Source organism: Exiguobacterium sp. MMG028 (assembly GCF_027947425.1).
Lineage (GTDB): Bacteria > Bacillota > Bacilli > Exiguobacteriales > Exiguobacteriaceae > Exiguobacterium > Exiguobacterium aestuarii_A.
Genome location: NZ_JAQJIN010000016.1, coordinates 1 through 594, shown reverse-complemented (window position 1 = coordinate 594; position 594 = coordinate 1). Strand labels below are relative to the sequence as shown.

General features: G+C 51.5%; 6 tRNA genes. All 6 read left to right on the top strand.

From position 1 onward, the window contains the following. Positions 1 to 7 precede the first annotated feature (7 nt). The 6 genes from PJK55_RS15155 (at position 8) to PJK55_RS15130 (ending at position 578) form a co-directional block, all read left to right on the top strand. Positions 8 to 83, top strand: a tRNA-Val gene (locus PJK55_RS15155). Positions 84 to 92: 9 nt separating this feature from the next. Continuing rightward, positions 93 to 168, top strand: a tRNA-Thr gene (locus tag PJK55_RS15150). Positions 169 to 209: 41 nt separating this feature from the next. Beyond that, positions 210 to 296: transfer RNA gene (locus PJK55_RS15145), tRNA-Leu, on the top strand. 31 nt (positions 297 to 327) lie between these two features. After that, positions 328 to 404 (top strand) — tRNA-Arg (locus PJK55_RS15140). Positions 405 to 410: 6 nt separating this feature from the next. Further along, positions 411 to 487 (top strand) — tRNA-Pro (locus tag PJK55_RS15135). Positions 488 to 502: 15 nt separating this feature from the next. After that, positions 503 to 578, top strand: a tRNA-Ala gene (locus PJK55_RS15130). The last annotated feature ends 16 nt before the right edge of the window (positions 579 to 594 follow it).

Genomic DNA, 594 nt, shown 5'->3' with positions numbered 1-594 from the left:
ACATATTGGAGGATTAGCTCAGCTGGGAGAGCACCTGCCTTACAAGCAGGGGGTCGGCGGTTCGATCCCGTCATCCTCCACCATTTACACCTGCCGGTGTAGCTCAGTTGGTAGAGCATCTGACTTGTAATCAGAGGGTCGAGGGTTCGAATCCTTTCGCCGGCACCATTTGATCTTTTTAAAAAGTCTACCGCTAGAAATTATACCTTGCCGGGGTGGCGGAATTGGTAGACGCACAGGACTTAAAATCCTGCGAGGGTTTCCTCGTGCCGGTTCAAGTCCGGCCCTCGGTACCATTAATATTTTCCCATGATGATTATTCGTCTCGCACCCTTAGCTCAGCTGGATAGAGCGTTAGACTACGAATCTAAAGGCCGGGAGTTCGAATCTCTCAGGGTGCACCATTTTTACGGGAAGTAGCTCAGCTTGGTAGAGCACTTGGTTTGGGACCAAGGGGTCGCAGGTTCGAATCCTGTCTTCCCGACCATCATCACTTTTATATGGGGCCTTAGCTCAGCTGGGAGAGCGCCTGCCTTGCACGCAGGAGGTCAGCGGTTCGATCCCGCTAGGCTCCACCATTTTTATTTTTTTACA